The organism is Streptomyces sp. NPDC099050, from assembly GCF_044759865.1.
Taxonomy (GTDB): Bacteria; Actinomycetota; Actinomycetes; order Streptomycetales; family Streptomycetaceae; genus Streptomyces.
Window position 1 is genome coordinate 54,255 of the sequence record NZ_JBIWAE010000012.1, and the last position, 13,758, is coordinate 68,012.

The 13,758-nt window shown below is 70.0% G+C and carries 11 protein-coding genes; 6 read left to right on the top strand and 5 right to left on the bottom strand.

All coding sequences use genetic code 11. From position 1 onward, the window contains the following. Positions 1-79: 79 nt before the first annotated feature. The 4 genes from ACIQV3_RS20985 to ACIQV3_RS21000 all read right to left on the bottom strand — a co-directional run bounded on the left by ACIQV3_RS20985 (position 80) and on the right by ACIQV3_RS21000 (position 5,936). Positions 80-2,731: a family 78 glycoside hydrolase catalytic domain gene (locus tag ACIQV3_RS20985; protein WP_403713923.1), complete on the bottom strand. Its 2,652-nt coding sequence runs from the start codon at positions 2,729-2,731 to the stop codon at positions 80-82. 2 nt (positions 2,732-2,733) lie between these two features. After that, positions 2,734-3,642, bottom strand: a complete 909-nt coding sequence (locus tag ACIQV3_RS20990) for a carbohydrate ABC transporter permease (RefSeq protein WP_403713924.1) — start codon at positions 3,640-3,642, stop codon at positions 2,734-2,736. Between the two features lie 3 nt (positions 3,643-3,645). Next, positions 3,646-4,530 (bottom strand): carbohydrate ABC transporter permease, encoded by an 885-nt coding sequence (locus tag ACIQV3_RS20995; RefSeq protein WP_403713925.1) that lies wholly within the window; start codon positions 4,528-4,530, stop codon positions 3,646-3,648. Positions 4,531-4,655: 125 nt separating this feature from the next. Beyond that, positions 4,656-5,936 carry an ABC transporter substrate-binding protein gene (locus ACIQV3_RS21000; protein ID WP_403713926.1) on the bottom strand — a complete coding sequence of 427 codons (1,281 nt, stop codon included), beginning with the start codon at positions 5,934-5,936 and terminating at the stop codon, positions 4,656-4,658. A 290-nt stretch (positions 5,937-6,226) separates the two neighbouring features. On the opposite strand from ACIQV3_RS21000, the gene ACIQV3_RS21005 reads away from it, so the two are divergent. Beyond that, a complete protein-coding gene (locus ACIQV3_RS21005; RefSeq protein ID WP_403713927.1) occupies positions 6,227-7,270 on the top strand; it encodes a LacI family DNA-binding transcriptional regulator in 1,044 nt (347 codons plus the stop codon). A 310-nt stretch (positions 7,271-7,580) separates the two neighbouring features. On the opposite strand, the gene ACIQV3_RS21010 is transcribed toward ACIQV3_RS21005, so the two are convergent. Next, complete coding sequence (locus ACIQV3_RS21010; protein WP_403713928.1) at positions 7,581-8,498, bottom strand: LysR family transcriptional regulator; 918 nt, start codon at positions 8,496-8,498, stop codon at positions 7,581-7,583. Positions 8,499-8,626: 128 nt separating this feature from the next. On the opposite strand from ACIQV3_RS21010, the gene ACIQV3_RS21015 reads away from it, so the two are divergent. The 5 genes from ACIQV3_RS21015 to ACIQV3_RS21035 are packed head-to-tail and all read left to right on the top strand — an operon-like array spanning position 8,627 to position 13,717. Beyond that, a complete protein-coding gene (locus ACIQV3_RS21015) occupies positions 8,627-9,622 on the top strand; it encodes a fumarylacetoacetate hydrolase family protein (RefSeq protein ID WP_403713929.1) in 996 nt (331 codons plus the stop codon). After that, positions 9,622-10,584: a cyclase family protein gene (locus tag ACIQV3_RS21020; RefSeq protein ID WP_403713930.1), complete on the top strand. Its 963-nt coding sequence runs from the start codon at positions 9,622-9,624 to the stop codon at positions 10,582-10,584. The genes ACIQV3_RS21015 and ACIQV3_RS21020 overlap by 1 nt, the downstream gene beginning before the upstream one ends. Positions 10,585-10,606: 22 nt before the next feature. Beyond that, positions 10,607-11,737 carry an FAD-dependent oxidoreductase gene (locus ACIQV3_RS21025; RefSeq protein ID WP_403713931.1) on the top strand — a complete coding sequence of 377 codons (1,131 nt, stop codon included), beginning with the start codon at positions 10,607-10,609 and terminating at the stop codon, positions 11,735-11,737. A gap of 23 nt (positions 11,738-11,760) precedes the next feature. After that, a complete protein-coding gene (locus ACIQV3_RS21030) occupies positions 11,761-12,765 on the top strand; it encodes an amidohydrolase family protein (RefSeq protein WP_403714135.1) in 1,005 nt (334 codons plus the stop codon). Positions 12,766-12,778: 13 nt separating this feature from the next. After that, a complete protein-coding gene (locus ACIQV3_RS21035) occupies positions 12,779-13,717 on the top strand; it encodes a VOC family protein (RefSeq protein ID WP_403713932.1) in 939 nt (312 codons plus the stop codon). The last annotated feature ends 41 nt before the right edge of the window (positions 13,718-13,758 follow it).

Genomic DNA, 13,758 nt, shown 5'->3' on the forward strand with positions numbered 1-13,758 from the left:
CGTGTGTCAGGGCACGGCCGGCCCCGGCTTGGGTGGGGGCTCTCGCCCCGGGGCGGGGACGATCAGGAACGCAACGCCCTCATGCCGCCTTGGGACCGTCGACCGCGGTACTGAGCGTGTGCTCGCCGGGGCCCAGAGCATGCGGTGGGCGGCCGGGAAGTTCCACGGTTCCGGTGCAGCCCGCGGGCACGGTGACCTGCACGGTCATCGTGGCGTCGGCGGCCTGTTCCCAGCACAGGGCGGCTGTGCCGTACGGGGTCTGATGGCGGGTGCGGGCCCAGGTGATGTCGCCCCCGGGGCGCGGGCGGAAGACGAGTGCGCGGGAGCCGGGCGCGACGGGGACGATGCCGCCGACCACGCGGTGCAGCCAGTCGGCGACGGCTCCCAGGGCGTAGTGGTTGAAGGAGGTCATGCCGCCCGGATTGAGGCTGCCGTCGGGCCGCAGGCTGTCCCAGCGTTCCCAGATCGTCGTGGCGCCCTGGGTCACGGGGTAGAGCCACGAAGGACACTCGGTCTGCCGGAGCAGTCGATAGGCGACGTCGAGATGGCCGGTATCGGTGAGGGCGTCGCAGATCAGCGGCGTTCCCACGAAACCGGTCGCGATGCGGGCATCGCCGTCGAGCACGAGCCGGGCCAGCCGGTCACCGGCGGTCGAGCGCTGTTCGGGCGCGAGCAGGTCGAAGACGAGGCCCAGCGCGTAGGCGGTGGGGGTGTCGCTGGTCATGCGCCCGGAGGGCAGCACGTAGGCGCGGCGGAAGGCGGATACGACGTCGTCGGCCAGCTCGGTGTACCTCTCGGCGTCGGTTGCGTTGCCGAGTTCCGCCGCGGCCCGGGCCAAGTGGCGGGCGGAATGGGCGAAGTACGCCGTGGCGACCAGGTACCGGTCGGTGAGCCCGGCGGCGGGGTCTTCCGGTGGCGCCGCGGGATCGAGCCAGTCGCCGAGCTGGAATCCGGTGTCCCACAGGCGGCCCGGGCCGGCCAGGCGCTCCTGCAGGTCGACCCAGGCCTTGCCCATGGGGTAGTGGCGGCGCAGGAGTTGGAGGTCTCCGAAGCGCTGGTAGAGCACCCAGGGGGTGAGGGTGGCGACGTCGCCCCAGGCGGCGCCCGGCTGGATCGGCGTCCACATGGGTGCGCCCGGTATGACGGGCACGTACCAGGGAACCGTGCCGTCGGGCAGTTGTTCCAGGCGGACGTCGGTGAGCCAGGAGTCGAGCATGCCGGCGCAGTCGTAGAGGAAGCTGGCGGTGGGGGCGAAGACCTGGATGTCGCCGGTCCAGCCGAGGCGTTCGTCGCGCTGGGGGCAGTCGGTGGGGATGTCGACGAAGTTGCCGCGCATGCTCCACACGACGTTCTCGTGCAGCCGGTTGACCAGGGGGTCGCTGCACTCGAACCAGCCGGTGCGCCGCATGTCGGTGTGGTAGACCCGGGCGGTCACGTCATCGGCACTCAATTCGCCGGGCCAGCCGTCAACTTCCGCGTAGCGGAATCCGTGCAGGGTGAAGCGGGGCTCCCAGGTGTAGGGCCCGTCGCCGGACAGGACGAGGGTGTCGATGGAGACCGCCTCGCGCAGTGGGCGCGTGGCCGGCTTCCCGTCCTGCAGCACTTCGGCGTGGCGCAGGGTGATGGTGGTGTCGGCCGGTCCATCGGCGGTGATCCGGAGGCGGCCGACGAGGTTCTGGCCGAAATCGAGGAGGTAACGGCCCTCGCCGGTACGGGTGATGGCGGCCGGGGCGATCTCCTGGGTCCGGCGTACCGGGGGGCCCTCAGGTGCGACCAGGGTGCGGGGGTCTCGCAGCCCGACGCGGACCGGCTCCCAGGAGCCGGTGTCGGACGCGGACGGCGTGGACCAGGCCGGGTCGTCGAGTCGGGCGTCGAACGCCTCCCCCTCGTACAGGCCGCTGGTCAGGATCGGCCCGGGGGCGGCGCTCCAGGAGGCGTCCGTGGCGATGACGGTGGTGGCGCCGTCGTCGTGGGTGATCTCCAGCTGGGCGATGAGGGACTGGTCGGTGCCGTAGATGTTGCGGGTGCCGCCGTCGAAGCCGTACCGGCCCCGGTACCAGCCGTCGCCGAGCCAGGCGCCGATGGTGTTGGTGCCCTCGGCGAGGTGACCGGTCACGTCGTAGGTGCGGTAGCGCAGCCGCTCCGGGTAGACGGTCCAGCCCGGGGCGAGTGCGTCGTCGCCGACGCGGCGGCCGTTGATCTCGGCCTCGTACAGTCCGTGCGCGGTGACGTAGAGACGCGCCCGGCTGACGGACCGCTCGATCCGGAAGTCCTTGCGGACCCGTGCCGGGCGCCGCTCGGCGTCGTGGTCCTCCGGCCAGGCGGCACCGACGGGGACGGCTCGCCAGTCCGCGGGATCGAGGAGGCCCGCCTCGACGGCGGCGGGTGCGCTCCACGGTGACGGCTGGGCCGCGTCGCCGGTCCAGACCCGGACGCGGACGGTCACCCGCTCCCGTGAGGCGAGGCATGCGCCGGGCCAGGGGACGAGGACCGTCTCGGCGCTGTCGATACGGGCGGTGCGGTGGCGGTGGCCGCCGCGGTCGAGTTCGAGTTCGTACGCGTCCTGCGGTCCGGTGCCGGCCGGCAGCTGCCACGTCAGGCGAGGTGCGGCGACGCCGATGCCGAGGCCGTCCGGCAGGTGCTCGAACGACACCGGCCCGGGCCGGGCCGATGGGGCGGAGGGCCCGCCCGCGGGCGGTCGGGCGAGGTGGGCGGTGGTGTCTGTCGTCATCGTCATCCCTTCACCGCTCCGCCGGTCAGGCCCTTCATCACCTTCTGGTTGAGGAAGAGGTAGATCGCCAGGGTGCCGAAGACGTTGATGCAGATCGCCGCGAAGAGCGGGCCGTACTGGGTCGCGCCGAAGTCGGCGGTGAAGTTGAGCAGGCCGACCTGGACGGTCCGGAGGTCCTGGCTGTTGGTGAAGGTCAGCGCGATCAGCAGGTCGTTCCAGATGAAGAAGAACTGGACGAGGGCGACGGTGAGGACCGCGTTGCGGACCACGGGCAGGCTGATGGTCCAGAAGGCGCGCAGGATGCCGGCTCCGTCGATGGTGGCGGCCTCGAACAGCTCCCTGGGCACGGTCTTGTAATAGGTCGCCATCATGAACACCGTGAGCGGCAGTCCGGTGCCCGTGTAGGTGAGGATCAGCGGCCACAGGGTGCCCGAGAGGCCGGTCTGGAAGTAGATGGTGAACAGGGGCAGGAGGATCATCTGCGGGGGCACCATCATGCCCACCAGGAAGACCACCAGGGTGAGGCTCCGCCCCTTCCACACCATGATCTGCAGGGCGAAGCCGGCAGCGGTGCCCAGGAGCAGGATGAGTGCCAGGGAGGGGACGACCGCCATCAGGCTGTTCTGGACGTAGAGGCCGATGTTGCCGGTCGTCCACGCCTCCGTGTAGTTCCCCCACTCCCAGGTGGTCGGCAGGCTCCAGCTCGGGTTGTTCAGGTAGTCGGCATTGGACTTGACCGAGGTGAGGAACATCCACACGAGGGGATAGGTCTCGACGACCAGGAGCAGGGCGACGACGACGCGCATCACCCACGGTCGGGCCCTGCCGCGGCGGCGCGGCGGGCGGCCTGCGGCCGGGAGGCCGCGGCGGTGACCGCGCGGAGTGGACTTCAGGGGTGTGTCAACGGCCATGGGTCAGCCCTTCGTGAGGTCGCGCCGCGTGAGGCGGAAGACGACCAGCGACACCAGCAGGCTCACCACGGTCAGCAGGAGCGCGATGGTGCTGCCGTAGCCGTATTCGCCGTAGGTGAAGGACGTCTGGAACATGTACAGGGTCAGTGGGGTCGTGGCGCTGCCCGGACCGCCGTTGGTGAGGGCGACGACCGCGTCGAAGATCTTCAGGGTGCCGTTGATGCTGAAGATCAGCGACGACATCAGGACCGGGAAGGACAGCGGCAGCACGATGTGGCGTACGAGTCGCAGGCCCGAAGCCCCGTCCAGGCGCGCGGACTCCAGTACCTCGTCGGGTATGTCCACGAGGCCGGCGAACAGCAGCACGGCGTAGAAGCCCATGGAACGCCAGATCTCCATCACGATCAGCACCCAGAAGGCGGTCCCGCCGCTCGCGAACCAGTCGACCGGCTCCAGGCCGAGGGCACCCAGGAGGGAGTTGACCGGACCGGGCTGCGGGGCTACCTGGAACAGGTTCTGGAAGAGCAGACCCACGGCGACGGTGGGCAGCACCACGGGGAAGAAGACCAGGGTGCGCACGAGCGCCGACGCCCGCTTGAGGTAGAAGACGTACAGCAGGGCGAGCAGGTAGCCGGCGAGCACCTGACCGATCGTGACGACGAAGGCGAACTTGAGCGTGAACCACAAGGCTTCGTGGACGGCGGGGTCGGTCAGCAGGCGCTCGAAGTTGGCCAGTCCGTTGCCGGAGAAGCCGTCGATCGAGTTGCCCTTGGTGAAGGAGTAGCCCAGTGACCACACCATCGGGACCAGCATGATGAGGGAGTAGACGAGCAGGGCGGGGCCCAGGAGGATCAGGATGGCCCTGCGGTCACCGAGTACACGGTGCATAGGTGGTGTCCAGTTCGTCGAGGTGATGAGGCGCGGGCGGCGGGGCCCGGAAGCCCGGGCGGCGGCGCCGCGGGGCTCCCGAGCCGGTCGGGGCCGCTCGCCGCCTGGCTTACCGGCCCACTGGCCTACTGGCTGTTCAGGGAGTCCTGGACGGTCTGCATGAACTGCTGCGGGCTCATGCTTCCGTTGACCAGGGAGGCCGCGTTGGAGGTGCTCACCGTCGTGGCCTTGGTCCCGAACAGCGCCTCGAACCAGAGGACGTTCTGCTTCGAGTCACCGATGGTCTTGCGGATCTGCGCGGTGACCGCGTTGGCGTCCTGGACGGGCGTGTTGGTCTTGAAGCCGGAGATCGTCCCCGCGTCCTTCAGGGCGGTGCTGCCGTAGTTCTTGGCGATGCAGGCCACCCAGTCCCCCGTCTTGTCGTCGAAGGACTTGGCGCCCAGGGTGATGCCGAGGCCCACGTTCGACGGGTACTGGTCGGCGGATCCCTTGCCGCCGGCGACCGTGGGGAACGGCATGAAGCCGATGTTCTCGACGCCGACCGTGTTGACCTTCGGGTCGGCGATGTTGGCCAGCGCCCAGCTGCCCATGTAGAACATGGCGGCCTTGCCGGAGAGGAACTGGTTCATGGCCACGTCGTAGCTGATGGAGCCGACGCCCTCGCCGAAGTACCCCTTCTTGCCGAGGTCGGCGACCTCCTGCGCCGCCTTGACGTACGCGGGGTCGGTGAGCTTGGCCTTTCCGCTCCGGATGTCCTGGAGCGCGTCCGGGCCGAGGCTGCGGTAGAGGTAGCCGCTCAGCACACGGGTCAGCGGCCACCCTTCCTTGCCCGCGGCGGAGAACGGCTGCACGCCGGCGGTCTTCATCTTCTCCGCGCTCGCGGTGAGCTCGTCCCAGGTGGTGGGCACCGCGACGCCGCGGTCCTGGAAGATCTTCTTGTTGTAGAAGATCCCCTCGATGTTGTACTCGTACGGCAGGACGTTGACCTTGCCGTCGTACAGCGCCTTGATCGTGGAGACGGCCGCCGGCTGGAGCTGGTCGTACACGCCCAGAAGCGACAGCTCTCCTTCCAGATCCGCGATCTTGCCGGACTTGTCCAGCTGGTTGGTGAGAGCGGGCGAGTTGCCCGCGGCGAACTGGACCGGGAGCGCGTCCTGTCCCGCGAGCAGCTGCAGCTTCTGGTCGAGGCCGCTCTGCGGCACGTTCTCCACCTTGAGCGGACGGGCCTTGTTCTCCGCCGCGCACGCTTCCTTGGAGAGCGTGGTCAGCACGTTCTTGACGGTGGTGTTCTCCGTGGCGCTCAGGTAGCCGAAGTCCTTGGGCGCGGACACGGCGCTGCCGCCGGAGCCTCCGCAGGCGGTGACGAGCAGGGCGACCGAGGCGGTGCCGGCCGTGAGGGTGCTCATGCGCGCTCGGCGTGCACGGCGCGGGTTGATGGACACAGAGGTCTCCCTGTCATTGGTACGGAGAAGTGAGCGGGCGAGGAGAAGGGCCGTCGGCAGAGGCGACGGGCAGGCCCCCGATCGGGAGTGTGTAGAACGTTCTCCACTCGGGTGGCTCAAACATTGCGCCCCCTCCTCGCGAAGAGTCAAGACACGGATCTGTAACTCCTGCGAAATGGTGGCTTGGCGTTGACGTACTGTGCCGTTAGCGGTGTAGACCGTTACACCGCGAGGCGAGATCGGAGTGATGGCTCATGGACCCGACTGGAAAGCCCAAGAAGCGGGTGACGATCACCGATGTCGCCCGGCACGCCGGGGTGTCCACTGCCGCGGTCTCGAAAGTGCTGCGCAACGCCTACGGCTCGAGTCCGGCCATGCGGGAGAAGGTCAACGCGGCCATGGCCGAGCTGGACTACCGGCCTCATGCCGCGGCACGCGGCATGAGGGGTCGCACGTACACCGTCGGAGTCCTGCTGGACAACATCCGCAACGCCTTCTTCGCCGACATCCTCGACGGGATCCACGACGAGCTGCACGGCAGCGCGTACACGGTGATGATCGGCGCGGCGGGTTTTGGCGCCGAGGCCCAGACCCGGACCGTTCGCGCCATGGTGGACCGCCAGATGGACGGGCTCGTCCTCATTGCCCCGGGCTGCCCCCGACCGGAGGTCCTGGCGACGGCCGCGACGACCCCGACCGTCGTCATCGGCCACCACGACACCGCGGACGCACACGACTCGGTGGTGGACGCCGACGGCGTCGGAGCAGGTCTTGTCGTGGACCACCTGGCCGGGCTGGGCCACCGGGACATCGCGCTGGTCTCCGCGTCCGGAACCAAGGCGGGCGCCTGGCGTCGAACCCCGGAAGCCGTCCTGACCAGCGGATACCTGGCGGCCATGGAGCACCACGGCCTGGGGGCACACGCCCGTGTTCAGCATGCCGCCTACTCCGACGAGGGCGGCTTCGAGGCGGGCACGGCCCTGCTGACGGCGCAGCGCCGTCCCACCGCCATCATGGCGGGCGCCGACGTCGCGGCACTCGGCATCTACCGGGCCGCGTACGACCTCGGCCTGCGCATCCCGCGGGACCTGTCGCTGGTCGGCTACAACAACACCGCCCTCGCCGCCCTGGCTCCCGTACAGCTCACCAGCGTCGACCAGGCGGGCCACACGATGGGCTCCACCGCGGCACGGATGCTCATCGACCGCGTGGAGGGCCGACGGGACCGGGCCATGCAGACCACGATGACGCCGCGTCTGGTCGTACGCGGCAGTACTACGGCGCCGCCTGCCCATTGAGCAGTGGCCGGCACCTTCCCGCCCATCTGTCGCCGGGGGAAGCGGCGCGGTGGGCCGCCGGACGGTGTGTGGGGGCATGGATGCAGTCCGGAAGGGGAGACGAAAACAACGGACGGGCAGCCCGGAACAACCGGTCGGCGGGTGGGGTGGCCTCGGCTCGGGCGCTCGATGTACATGACTATGGGCGGTCCAGACCGGTTTGCCCACCCTCTGGCTGATCCATGTTCCTGATGCCGGTCATCTGTCCCATGGATGGGCTCCTCGGCGCGGGTCCAGCCGAAGGGCGGCCCTGGCGAGGGCAGCGCGGGTTCTACGCCCCGGGTGCGTCGCCCAGACGCCGGCCGACCCGCGCGGCCGTCTCGCGCAGCCAGATGTGGGCGGCGTCGTGGGTGTGTACCGGATGCCACCAGAGCGCCTGGCGCAGCGGAACCGCCTCGTAGGGCGGTTCCAGGACCCGCACGCCGGCGAGCGGTGCCAGGAGCTCGGCCAGACGGGCCTGGAGCAGGGCGATCCGGCGGGTGCCCGCCACCAGGAGCGGGAGCAGCTGGAAACTGTCGACCGAGACCTCGACCCGGGGTTCGATTCCGAGCATGCCCAGCTGTCGCACCGCTGGGGCGTCGTACGTCCGCCGGTACGCGACCCAGGGCAGGCGGGCCAGATCCTGCCGGGTGAGACGCTCCTCGACGCTGGGGTGGTCGTCCGAGACGATGAAGACCCACCGGTCGTCGTAGAGATCCGTGGCCGGGAAGGCACTGATGACCCCGTGCGGCATCACCAGGCCGTCGGTGGCGCTGAGCAGGCTCGCCGTGTCATCGACGACCGTGACCGGCGTCTGGGTGAACCGCAGGCGCACGCCGGGGGCTTCCTCGTGTACGACCCGGGCGAACTCGGCTCCGAAGACGGCGACGGCGTAATCGGACGCCACAAGACTGAACTCACGGCTCTCCTCGGCCGGGTCGAAGCTCGCCTGGCTGGAGAAGAGCCGCTCCAGCACGTCGTAGGCGGTGGAGGTGCGGTCCAGAAGCACCTGGCCGAGGGCGGTGAGTTCGTAGTGACCGCCGACGCGGGCGAGCAGGTCGTCGTCGAAGTGGCGGCGCAGTCGGCTCAGGGCCGCGCTCATGGCGGGCTGGCTCAGCCCGACGCGCTGCCCGGCCCGCGTGACGTTGCGCTCCTCCAGCAGGGCGCGCAGCGCGACCACGAGGTTGAGATCCAGACGGGCCAGGTTCACGGCATTTCCCCTTGCTGTTCGGGCGCCGACCAGGAACAAATAAATGCCATGGATGACAACTATCCAAACAATCGATTTCCCTGATTCCGACGGCGGGTCCAGATTAGTCACATCGCAATCAGGAGGACATGTCCGTGAAACCTGGATCTCCGTCCGCGCTCTTCGCCGGACCTTTCGCCCTCTCGACGCTGTCAGCCCCCGAGGGGCCCGCCTTCCCCGCCCTGGTCACCCCTGACGCTCAGGTCCTCGACCTGCGCATCGCCTTCGATGACGCGCAGCTCACCGCCACGGGTCTGCTGGAGAACTGGGATGTGGTCCTGCCGAAACTCCGGGCCCTCGCCACGCAGGAACACCCCGGTCTCAGGCCGCTTTCGGAGTACCGGGTGCACGCCCCCGTCGAGCCCCGGCAGGTGTTCCAGTCCGGCGCCAACTACCGCCAGCACGTGATCGACCTGCACGTGGCACACCGGGCCGCGGATGACGACCGCTCCGAGCAGGAACGGCGCGCCGAGGCGGCGGAGATCATGGACCGCCGGGCGGCGGAGGATCTTCCCTACGTCTTCATCGGCCTGCCGAGCTCCGTCACCGGCCCGTACGACGACGTCGCCCTCCCCTCCTGGGCCGAGAAGCCCGACTGGGAGCTTGAGCTGGCGGCGGTGATCGGCCGACCCGCCTACCGGGTGTCCGTGGAGGAGGCGCTGGAGTGCGTCGCCGGATACACGATCGCCAACGACCTGACCGACCGGGCGACCGTCTTCCGGCGGGACATGCCGCAGATCGGCACCGACTGGCTGCGCAGCAAGAACGCGCCGGGCTTCACCCCTCTCGGGCCCTGGATCGTGCCCGCCGAGTCCATCGCGGACACCGGTGACCTGCGCCTGACGCTGAAGCTCAACGGCGACACCATGCAGGACGAGTCCACGAAGGACATGATCTTCAGCGTGGCGCGCGTGGTCTCCTACGTCTCGCAGAGCGCCCGCCTCCTCCCCGGCGACCTCGTCCTGACCGGCTCCCCGGCGGGCAACGGCATGCACTGGGGCCGGCTGCTGCGCGACGGCGACGTCATGGAGAGCACCATCACGGGCCTCGGTTCGCAGCGCACCCGCTGTACCGCGGAGGCGTGATGAGCCTGGACCGGGGCGACCCCGAGGGATCGATCGCCCGCACCGCCGAGGCGTGCTCCAACTGGGGCCGCTGGGGCGCGGACGACGTACTCGGCACACTGAACTTCCTCGACGAGGCCAAGCGCCGCGAGGCCGCCGCACTCGTCCGGCGCGGTGTGAGCTTCTCCCTCTCCCAGCGCTTCGACATCAACGGCCCGCAGAAGGGCTGGCGTCGGCGCACCAACCCGGTGCACACCATGCTGGACACCGGCACGGACGCGGCCCTCGGCAACCAGGGCCTCCCGCACGGCATAGGCGGCGCCGACGACGTGATCGCCATGCCGCTGCAGTGCTCGACCCAGTGGGACGGGCTCGGCCACATCTTCGACCACGGCAAGGCGTGGAACGGCCGCCCCGCCGAGAAGGTCGTCACCTCCGAGGGCGATCTGGTCACCGGCATCGAGCACATGGCTCACCAGATCGCCGGGCGAGGGGTGCTCCTGGACGTGGGCCGCGCCGTCGGCCATGACGGCGAACTGCCCGACGGGTTCGCGATCACCGAGGACCACCTGACGGCCACCGCGGAAGCCCAGGGCGTAGCCGTGGGACGCGGGGACCTGGTGCTGGTGCGCACCGGACAGCTCGCCCGAGTGCGCCGCGACGGCTGGGGCGAGTACGCGGGCGGCCCGGCCCCCGGTCTGTCCTTCACCACCGCCGGCTGGCTCCACGGCAGCGAGATCGCCGCGATCGCCACGGACACCTGGGGCTTCGAGGTGCGCCCCAACGAGTTCGAGCACGCCTTCCAGCCCCTGCACCAGGTGGCCATCCCGCACATCGGCCTGCTGATCGGCGAGATGTGGGACCTCGATTCCCTGGCCGAGGACTGTGCGGCCGATGGCGTGTACGAGTTCTGGCTCACCGCCGCTCCCCTGCCCATCACCGGTGCGGTCGGCTCCCCGATCAATCCGATAGCCGTCAAGTAATCAGAGGAACAAGGGAGTTCCCATGACCGAAACCCGCACGGTCCTCGTCGTCGGCGGCGGCGCGGCCGGCAACGCCGCGACGATCCTGCTGCGCCGCGCCGGCTTCTCGGTGGACCTGGTAGAGGCCAAGGACGACTGGAACGCCACCGCCGGATCCGGCATCACCCTCCAGGGCAACGCCCTGCGCGTACTGCGCGAACTGGGTGTGTGGGACCAGGTGAGGGCGTCCGGCTTCGGCTTCGGTTCCGTCGGCATCACCGCACCTGACGGATCCGTCCTGCACGTCCATCGCGATCTGCGCACGGGGGGCGACGATCTGCCCGCCACGCTCGGCATGCAGCGGCCCGAGCTCCAGCAGATCCTGATCGATGCCGTCCTCGCGAGCGGAGCCCGGGTCCGCCTGGGCACCCGGGCCGAGATCCTCGACCAGGACGCGGAAGGCGTCTGTGTCCGTTTCACCGACGGTACGGAGGGGCGCTACGACCTGGTGATCGCGGCCGACGGCCTCGGTTCCACCACTCGCGCGGCGATCGGCGTCAACGCCAAGCCCGAGCCCACCGGCATGGCCATCTGGCGCGTCTGCGCGCCCCGCCCCGCCGACGTGACCCGCACCGACCTCGCCTACGGCGGACCGGCCTACATCTCCGGCTACTGCCCCACCGGCGACACGACCCTGTACGCGTACGTGGTCGAGGCCAACCGGGACCGGGCATCCATTCCACCGGATTCCTACGCGGACGAGATGCGCGGGCTGGCCTCTGCCTACGGCGGCTTCTGGCCGCAGATCGCGGAGAGCATCACGGACCCCGGACTAGTCAACTACACCTGGTTCGACCAGATGCTGGTCGAGGGCTCGTGGCACCGCGGCCGGGTCGTCCTCATCGGCGACGCCGCCCACTGCTGCCCGCCCACCCTCGCGCAGGGCGCCGCGCTGTCCCTCGAAGACGCGTGGGTGCTCGCGCAGATGCTCGCCGGCGCCGACGACTGGGACGGCGCTCTGCTCCAGGCGTTCTACGAGCGGCGGATCGCCCGTGTCCGCCCTGTCGTGGAGGCGTCCGTGCAGATCGGGCGGTGGCAGCTCGACGGGGTACGCGACGCGGACGTGCCCGGCCTGATGGGCCGCACCATGACGATGCTGCGGGAGCTGCCGTGAGCCGCGTGCCCAGGCCGGAGCCGCTGACCGCGCCCACGGTCGACGTCCACGCCCATGTGCTGCTGCCGGAGGTCGAGGCCCTGGTGGACGGTCTGCCGGGACTGGTGGAAGCGAGGGGCCTCGATGCCCGGCGCAACGGCGCCGCGGCGCTCGCGGTCAGCGGTCCCATGGTCCGTGGCCGCATCCCGCGGCTGACCGACCCCGCAGTACGCCTCGCCGCCATGGACGCGCAAGGCGTGGACGTGCAGCTGGTCAGTCCGTCCCCCTCCCACTACCACTACTGGGCGGACGAGGACACGGCCGAGAAGGTGTACCGGCTCGCCCATGAGGCGACCGCCACCCACTGCGCGGCCGCACCCGACCGGCTGCGCGGACTGGGGCTCGTCCCCCTCCAGCACCCGGAGCAGGCGCCGCTGGCCCTCGACCACGCCTTGGAACACGGACTGGCCGGGGTGGAGATCTCCAGCCACGCTCCGGGCCGTGACCTGTCCCACCCGGCGTACGAGCCCTTCTGGGCGCGGGCCGCGGAGACGGGCGCGATCGTCTTCCTGCACCCCTTCGGCTGCACCCTCGACGAGCGCCTGGACCGGTGGTACCTGTCCAACACCGTCGGCCAGCCCACCGAGAACGCCGTCGCCCTCTCCCATCTCATCTTCTCCGGCGTACTGGACCGCCACCCCGGCCTGAAGCTGATCGCGGCCCACGGCGGCGGCTACCTGCCCACCCACATCGGACGCTCCGACCACGCCTGGTCCGCCCGCTCCGACGCGAGCGCGGGATGCCTGCGGCCGCCCAGCAGCTACCTCAAACAGATCCACTTCGACTCATTGGTCCATGACCCCGACGTCCTGCGGGAGTTGGTACGGGTCGCCGGGTCCGAGCGGGTCCTGCTGGGATCCGACTTCCCCTTCGACATGGGCACCGATGACCCGGTCGCCGCCCTCAGGGCCGCGCGCCTGCCCCCGACCGATTTCGACGCCGTCCGCGGCGGCAACGCGGCCACCCTGCTGAACCTCGCCCTCGTCTGAGGAGGTACCCACCATGAACGCACGTCTGCTCACCCACCTGCGACACGTCGACCTGGCCGTGCCGGACTACGACAAGCAGCTCGACTTCTACGCCGGCGTCTGGGGCCTGACCAAGGTCGCCGAGGATTCCGGTGTTTCCTTCCTGGCGGCCGAGGGCTCCCCGGAGCAGTACGTGGTGCGGCTGCGCAAGGCCGAGGAGAAGCGGCTCGACCTCGTCTCCTACGGCGCCGCTTCCCCCTCCGACGTGGACACCCTCGCCGAGCAGCTCCTGGCCGGAGGCGTCCAGCTGATCTCGCGGCCCGGGACCGTGGACACGCCCGGCGGCGGCTACGGCTTCCGCTTCTTCGACGTCGACGGGCGCACCATCGAGGTCTCCGCCGATGTCGCGGTGCGCCAGCACCGCAAGATCGAGGAGAAGGAGGCCATCCCGGTCAAGCTCTCCCACGTCGTCCTGAACTCCCCCGATCTCGATCGCACCCGCGCGTGGTACGAGCGCCACCTCGGCTTCCTTCTCTCCGACACCCTCAGCTCTCCCCACATGGGGGAGGTCATGCACTTCATGCGGATCAGCAACCAGCACCATTCCATGGCCCTGGCCAAGGGCCCGCACACCTCCTTGCACCACATCTCGTTCGAGATGCGCGGTATCGACGAGTACATGCGCGGCTCCGGCCGCGTGATCCGGGCGGGCCACCGCAAGATCTGGGGCCCCGGGCGCCACATGGCCGGCGACAACACCTTCACGTACTTCCTCGACCCGCACGGCAACACCGTGGAGTACACGACGGAGTTGGAGCTGCTCGACGAGGACAGCTGGCATCCGCACGTCTACGACTTCTCCGACCCGGACGTCACCGACCAGTGGGGCACCGCCAACGCCATGAGCGAGATCGTCGCCAAGGAGTCGTTCAACGACCCCGACCGCGGTGTCTTCGTCGCCCCGCCGGTCTGATCCTCCCGCGCCGGCATCGGCCGAAGCGGCCGTACCCCTGG

Coding starts and splice junctions, on each gene's coding strand:
- ACIQV3_RS20985 (WP_403713923.1), bottom strand. CDS start 2,731: ATGACGACAGACACCACCGCCCACCTCGCCCGACCGCCCGCGGGCGGG.
- ACIQV3_RS20990 (WP_403713924.1), bottom strand. CDS start 3,642: ATGGCCGTTGACACACCCCTGAAGTCCACTCCGCGCGGTCACCGCCGC.
- ACIQV3_RS20995 (WP_403713925.1), bottom strand. CDS start 4,530: ATGCACCGTGTACTCGGTGACCGCAGGGCCATCCTGATCCTCCTGGGC.
- ACIQV3_RS21000 (WP_403713926.1), bottom strand. CDS start 5,936: ATGAGCACCCTCACGGCCGGCACCGCCTCGGTCGCCCTGCTCGTCACC.
- ACIQV3_RS21005 (WP_403713927.1), top strand. CDS start 6,227: ATGGACCCGACTGGAAAGCCCAAGAAGCGGGTGACGATCACCGATGTC.
- ACIQV3_RS21015 (WP_403713929.1), top strand. CDS start 8,627: ATGTCCGTGAAACCTGGATCTCCGTCCGCGCTCTTCGCCGGACCTTTC.
- ACIQV3_RS21020 (WP_403713930.1), top strand. CDS start 9,622: ATGAGCCTGGACCGGGGCGACCCCGAGGGATCGATCGCCCGCACCGCC.
- ACIQV3_RS21025 (WP_403713931.1), top strand. CDS start 10,607: ATGACCGAAACCCGCACGGTCCTCGTCGTCGGCGGCGGCGCGGCCGGC.
- ACIQV3_RS21035 (WP_403713932.1), top strand. CDS start 12,779: ATGAACGCACGTCTGCTCACCCACCTGCGACACGTCGACCTGGCCGTG.